Here is a 6,630-nt window from a genome sequence, read left to right as displayed (position 1 = left end):
AGGCCGCGCCGCACTGGGGTGCGGCGCTCCCAGTAGCCGTGCGGCTTGGCTTAATGGCTGGGAGGCGTCACCCCCGAAGATGGCGGAACCGCTGCGCGTTCCGCCCTACGCCCCAAGGCGCAAGCCGTGGACGCCCGATCGTTGCGAACGTGGCCTCGAGTCGCGGACCATCCCCGCGGTCGGCCGGGGCACCTGCCGTCCGCGGATCGGGTGGCTTCGGCAGCTTTCCGCATCGCCCGCGGCAGGACGCGTGCTATGCTTGACTATCCGTTTCTGTATCCACGGCGATCAGGGCGAACTTCCTAAATAAATACAATTGCTTGGGCGCCTACACAGCGGGTGCGCCGCGCATTGCTGCGCAGCCCCCGGACCGGGTCAGCGACTGCATGGCGTTGCGTGTACCCCTGAGTCTTCCGCGTCCTTGCCTTACCCGCCTCGCACGCGGTCTAACGAATCAGGTCAGGATCATGCACGAGTTTCACGGTCCCTATCGCACCCTTCCGGGGCGTCGCTATCCCCCGGGCGCCACGCTGGAGGACAACGGGGTCAACTTTTCGGTCTACAGCCGCCACGCGTGCGGGGCCGAGTTGCTGTTGTACGCCGCGGCGGACAGCCCCAAGCCCTTCCAGGTCATCCGCCTGGACCCGGAGGTCAATCACAGCTTCTTTTCCTGGCACCTGCTGGTGGTGGACCTGCCGCCCGGCACCCACTATACGTGGCGCATGGACGGACCCAATGACCCGCGCGGCCACGGGTGGCGCTTCGACCCGAATATCGAACTCCTGGACCCCTGGGCGCGGGCGGTGAACATCTGCGACTGGGACCGCCCGCGCCGTGCGGTGGAGGGTGTCAGTCCGCATGATTCACCGCGGGCCGTGGTGCTCGCCGACGAATACGACTGGTGCGGGGACGCCGTGCTGCGGGTGCCCTCGGAGCAGATGATCATCTATGAACTGCACGTGGGCGGCTTCACCCGGCATTCCTCGTCCGGCGTACAGCACCCCGGGACCTTTGCCGGGCTGGTCGAGAAGGTCCCCTATCTGCGGGAGCTGGGCATCACCCATGTGGAACTGATGCCGCTGATGGCCTTCGACGAGCAGGACGTACCGGCGGCGGTGGCGGAGGCGGGCCTGAAGAACTTCTGGGGCTACAGCAGCTTCGGCTTCTTCTCGCCCCACCCCGGCTACTGCGTGACGCCGCAGTCGGGCAGCCATCGCCGCGAGTTCCGCGACATGGTGCGGGCCCTGCACCAGGCCGGGATCGGGGTCATTCTGGACGTGGTGTTCAACCACACCTGCGAGGGCAACGGCCGTGGTCCCACCCTGTCCTTCAAGGGCTTCGGCAACGAGACCTTCTATTGCCTGGATCAGCTCGACAAGTCCATGTATCTCGACTTCACCGGCTGCGGCAATACCGTCAACGCCAATCACCCCTTCGTCGCCCGCTATATCCTGGACTGCCTGGAGTATTGGGTGCGCGAGATGCATGTGGACGGCTTCCGCTTCGATCTGGCGAGCGCCATGGCGAGGGACGGGACCGGGCGCCCGATGGAACACCCGCCGGTGCTGTGGGGGATCGAACTCTCCGATACCCTGGCCGCCGCCAAGATCATTGCCGAGGCCTGGGACGCGGCCGGTCTCTATCAGGTCGGCTCATTCCCCGGCTACCGCTGGATGGAGTGGAACGGGCGCTACCGCGACAGCATCCGGCGCTTCGTGCGCGGTGACCCGGGGCTGATCCCGGAGGTGGCCACGCGGCTCGCCGGCAGCAGCGATCTCTATGGGGCGAATCTGCGCCAACCCATCAACAGCATCAACTTCGTCACCTGCCATGACGGTTTTACCCTGTGGGACCTGGTCTCCTACAACGGCAAGCACAACCTGGCCAATCGGGAAGGCAATCGGGACGGTACCGACGACAATCTGAGCTGGAACTGCGGGGTGGAGGGCGAGAGCGCCGACCCGGCGATCCTGGACCTGCGCCGCCGTCAGGCCAAAAACCTGCTGGCGCTCCTGTTCCTGAGTCAGGGCATCCCGATGCTGCTGGCCGGGGATGAGGTCCTGCGCGGCCAGGCCGGCAACAACAACGCCTGGTGCCAGGACAACGCGCTCGGCTGGTTCGATTGGTCCCTGGTGGAGAGCAACCGCGACATGCTGCGCTTCGTGCGCGGCCTGATCGCGCTGCGCAAGCGCCACCCCTCGCTACGGCGGCGCCGCTTCCTGGCCGGAGCGCCCCGGCATGGGGCGGACCAGCCGGACGTGACCTGGCACGGTCCCGACCTCGGTGACCCGCCGTGGTCGGACCCGGAGGCCCAGGCCCTGGCCTTCACGCTGGCACCCCTGACACCGGCGGAAGAGCCCCTGTACATCGCCATGAACATGGCCGCGGCGGCGCAGCCGTTCGAGCTGCCGCCGCTCACCGGCCAGCGCTGGCACCGCGCCCTGGACACCGGGGCCGGCGCACTGCTCGACGCGACCAAGCCCGAGGACCAGCGGCCGGTCGCACCGGGGCCGCTCGTGCTGCGCGCGCGCAGCGTGGTGGTGCTGGAGGGGCGGCCGGTGGTTGGTGGGGTGTCTGCGCTGTCCTAGCGAGGCCCGACGCCTACGGTGCGCCTCACGACGAGGCGCACGGAACCGCTGGGGAATCCGTTTCGTCTGAGGAATTGGGGAAGCAGTCGCCGCGCCCGGCTGCTCATGCCGCTCACCTGGTACTCTGCCGCGAAACCGCCCTTAATAAACTCTGAGCGGATGACATCATTGTCGCGATAGAACGTCAGCTCATTCACGTATCGATAGTGGAAGAAGGCGTCAGGAAAGCTGCCGACCTCCGCGACCGGTTTCAGCAGATCGGTCGGAACCAGTCCCCGCTGTTGGAAAAGCGCGAACCCATTCGCCAGCGTGCGTGGATCGATTTCCAGGCCAAAGGCGTTGAAGCCGCGCTCGCGCAGTTTGGCAACGGATCGTCCCCTGCCGCAACCCCAGTCCAATACGTTGATTTCTGCCGACGTCTTACCCGGATGCCTGGCGAGGAGCGCATCCAGATGCACGAGCAGGTCAGGATTCAGCCGATAACCGGCAAGTTCCTCCTCAGTCAGGACGTCGTGTTTTGTTCCCGCCATCGTGCCTCCAGGCTACAGCCCAGCGCCGCAATGAAGGCGCTGCCGAAATGATCTGAGCAGATCGGCGGATGATACTGCAAGGGGGCCGCTGATCGACACTGAGTTTGGCGCAAGGGGTTTGGGGCCTTCCCGGCAGCACCCTCAGTGCGGCCAAGACGCTGGACTGGGCTTCGCCGAGGGCTTTGACCGCCGGCCGGTGGTTGCCGCGATCGGCGAACCCGTGGCAGCCCGCCATCGGCCCAGGGTGCCGGCCAAGGTTGGTCCCTCGTGCCCCCGCTCGCACCGCGTCGATGGCTGCACGGAAACAGACGCTCAAGGGGGCGCGCGTGCGGCTGGGACCCATGCCCCGTCTGGCGCCTTGGCAGTGGCCGTGCGATCATCGCGGCAGTTAGCGCGGCCCCGCCCGGGGTCGGCCGGATGGGTGGTGGAGACGATGACTGGCAGTACGATCTTTCATGCCCTCGGGTTGCACATGCACCAGCCGCCGGGAAACCTGCGCCTGCTGATCGAGGCCAACCCCTGGGAGGCGGAGCAGATTCTGCGCTGCTACGAGCGTCCGGTCCGCTACGCGGCGCGCTATCCGGACGTGGCCCGGCTGCACATCGGGTTTTCCGGTGTCTTGCTGGATCAACTGCTCGACCCGGACATCATCGACCGCTACCGCCATATCCTGGACATCCCCGAGATGCTGGAGCGCTATGCCCAGGCGGACAACATCGAGCTGATCGGCACCGGCCACTTCCACCCCATCTTCCCCCTGATTCCCCAGGCCGATTGGGCCGAGCAGTTGGAGCGCGAACGCCTGGTCATGTTGCGCGCCTTCGGCCGCACGCCGCTGGGCTTCTGGCCGCCGGAGATGGCCTTCACCATGGAGATGATCCCGGCCCTGGTCGACGCCGGCTACGAGTATCTGGTGGTGGACGGGGTGCATGTGCGCCCGGAGGACGGGATCAGCGACGTCTTTCGCCCCTACCAGGCCTGCCACGAGGGGGTCTGCATCACGGTGGTGGCGCGCGACCGCGACGTCTCCGGCGCCCAGGAGAGTGGACTCGACGCCAACTGGTTCCAGAACGAGGTCCGCTGGCGCACCGGCGGATCGCCGCGTCCGCACGAGGCGCGCCTGGTCACCACCTGGTCCGATGGCGAGAACGGGGCCTGGTTCCGCCAGTCCGAGGAAGGGGCCGGCTTCTTCGGGCACTTCTTCGCCCCTTACATGGAGCACTTCCGGGGCGGCGAGTATCCGGTCACACCGGTCTCGCTCAGCGCCTACCTGACGCGCAACCCGGCGGTCGCCCGCGCGCAGGTCCAGACGGGGGCCTGGAACCTCGGCACCGGCTCCGGCTATGACTTTTCCCAGTGGGGGGGCAGCGACCAGCAACGCGCGGCTGCGGCCGCGGTCAGCGCCTTGAGCGCCCGCTACTGGGACCTGTGTGAGCGGTTGCCCGCCGGGCGCCTCCATCCGGCCCTGGAGCGCGCGCGCAGCCTGATCCTGGAGGCGCAGACCAGTTGCTTCCTGTTCTGGGGACCGGCCTGGATTCCGCTCCTCTATGAGCGCACCACCCCGGCCGCCGCCGAACTGGACGCGGCCGAGGCGTCACTGAAGCCTGCCGTCCCCGGGACCCCCGGGCATCCGCTCGGCGAGTCTGAGTCCGCGGCCCCAGTCGGCGCCCAGGCGTCGGCGTCACCACCCGCCGCGGCACCCCCGCCGGTGGCCACACCGTCGCCGGCCGTAACCTTGGTTGCGACCAAGCAGGCCGCCCCCCTGCCGGACTCGTCCGCACCCGCGCCGCACTGCGGCGAGGGTGGATGCGGGCCCCGACGGACGTCCGGGCGCTGACGGCCGGTGATCGACCGCGGGGGTGGGACGGGCGATCCGGGTCTGGGCCCATGAGCAGCGGCCCGCGGGCGTCCGCCTTGGAGGTCCCGCAGCCCGGGTGCAGCAATGAAGCCGCAGACCCGGACGCGGCGTGCGCGCTACCGTCCGGTCCCGAACCCGATCCGGGGCCTGACCCGACGATAGCGCCCGCGGCACCTGCCGCCGCGGACTTGCCGCCGCGCTTCCCCGGTCAGGACTCTGGGACCGGTCTGGTCCTCTTCGGTACCGACAAGGCCCTGTGTGCACACTGGCGTCTGACGGCGAATGATCTGGAGCGGGCCGGCGGCAGCTTTCCGGGCGAGGGCGGTCGGCCGTGGCCGGTGGTGCGTCTGCGGCGGGTCCGCCCCGACGGGGGCGCTGATCCGGTGGACCAGGCCGATTTGGGCGCCGTGGCGCGCGCGGGCGCCGGGGAGACGCGGTTCCAGGTCGCGGCGGATCACGGGCTCTATCACGCGGAACTCGGCCTGACCAATGGGGACGGCGGCTGGTTGATGTTGGCCCGCTCCAACGCGCTGGACAATGTCTCCCAGGTCGGGGTGGACCTGGCGCGGCTGGAGGCGGCCCCGCCGACGGTCCTGACGGCGCCGGCTGCTCCATCGCCCCCCCCGTCGGGTACCCCCTTGCCGCCGACGTCGGCGGTGACTGCGCCCGCGGTCGGCCTCACCACCGACGACCAGGAGCCGGCCCTCAGGCCGGGGTCTGCGGTCTCCATGACTGGCTCCTTTCCGCTGGTGGAGCGTCCCGCGCCCCCGCCCTGGACGCCGGCCCCGGCGCCCGCGACCACGGGGGCGGCCCCATGGCATGGGCCCGCGTCGTCGGTCGCGTTCGACGCGGCCCCCGGGGCGGCGCAAGCGGAGTCAGAGGGTCTGCGGCTGATGCTCGGGTTGCTCCCCCTGGACCCCGCGGCCCCGCTCCCGCTCGCGCCCATCCCCGCGGCCCGGCACCAGGACGGATGGACCCCACCGACCCCCGCGCCGGGGCCGCGTCAGCCTGCCCTGGAGGGTCGGCCGCTGCGCCTGCCGGCCCCCGGCGAGCCGGTGGAGGGTCCGGACCTACCCGCCGCGGCGCCACCCGGCGCGGCCGAGCCGCTTCCTGCCGGTGCGACCCCGCCCGCGCCGGTCTTCGCGGCCCCCGGCTGGTCCTTGACCTATGAGCAGGCCCCGCTGCGGCGCGCTGGCCTCGAGCTGGAGGCGCAACTGCGTATCACCGGGCAGGCGGCGCCGGGGACCCTGGTCGATCTCTTCGGCCACCCCTTCCGGGTCGGTCCCGGGGGCCGCTTCCAATTGGTCGTGCCGGTGGATGATCCGGCCCTGCTGCGCATGGCACTGTTGCTCAACCCGCCGCCCGAACTGACCCTGACCAGGGACGACTGAGGTCGGCATTCGGTTGAGACCCCCAGCGGGTATACTTGCCGGCTTCGCGGACCGATGTCAGGAGTTTTTCGGATAAGTATCTCGTCAGGAACAAAATAAACACAGACACAATCGTTGTCGTTGTCGTTGTCGTTGTCGTTGTCGTTGTCGTTGTCGTTGTCGTAATCGGAGAAGCAATGCAATTTGGGATGCGAGAGAGTCCAGCGCGCGGCCTTGATCATCGTTCCGGCCACCCGGGGGCCGGAGTCCAAGGCTTCAGCCTT

Annotated in this window: 4 protein-coding genes; 3 read left to right on the top strand and 1 reads right to left on the bottom strand. The window is 69.1% G+C overall.

Features of this window, described 5'->3' with window-relative positions; all coding sequences use genetic code 11:
• Positions 1-467 precede the first annotated feature (467 nt).
• Complete coding sequence (gene glgX, locus QZY48_RS31340; protein WP_295438031.1) at positions 468-2,588, top strand: glycogen debranching protein GlgX; 2,121 nt, start codon at positions 468-470, stop codon at positions 2,586-2,588.
• On the opposite strand, the gene QZY48_RS31335 is transcribed toward glgX, so the two are convergent.
• Positions 2,585-3,118, bottom strand: a complete 534-nt coding sequence (locus QZY48_RS31335) for a hypothetical protein (RefSeq protein ID WP_295438029.1) — start codon at positions 3,116-3,118, stop codon at positions 2,585-2,587. The two genes, glgX and QZY48_RS31335, sit on opposite strands and share 4 nt — an antisense overlap.
• 433 nt (positions 3,119-3,551) lie before the next feature.
• Here QZY48_RS31335 and QZY48_RS31330 point away from each other — a divergent pair, with 433 nt between their 5' ends.
• Positions 3,552-4,955, top strand: a complete 1,404-nt coding sequence (locus QZY48_RS31330; protein WP_295438028.1) for a glycoside hydrolase family 57 — start codon at positions 3,552-3,554, stop codon at positions 4,953-4,955.
• 50 nt (positions 4,956-5,005) lie between these two features.
• The gene (locus QZY48_RS31325) at positions 5,006-6,367 is read left to right on the top strand and encodes a hypothetical protein (RefSeq protein WP_295438026.1); all 1,362 of its coding nucleotides are present in this window, start codon (positions 5,006-5,008) and stop codon (positions 6,365-6,367) included.
• Positions 6,368-6,630: the final 263 nt, after the last annotated feature.

The sequence above is a fragment of the uncultured Thiodictyon sp. genome (assembly GCF_903828115.1).
Taxonomy (GTDB): Bacteria; Pseudomonadota; Gammaproteobacteria; order Chromatiales; family Chromatiaceae; genus Thiodictyon.
Note: the sequence above shows the minus strand (reverse complement) of the source record. Positions and strands in the feature narration are given on the sequence as shown.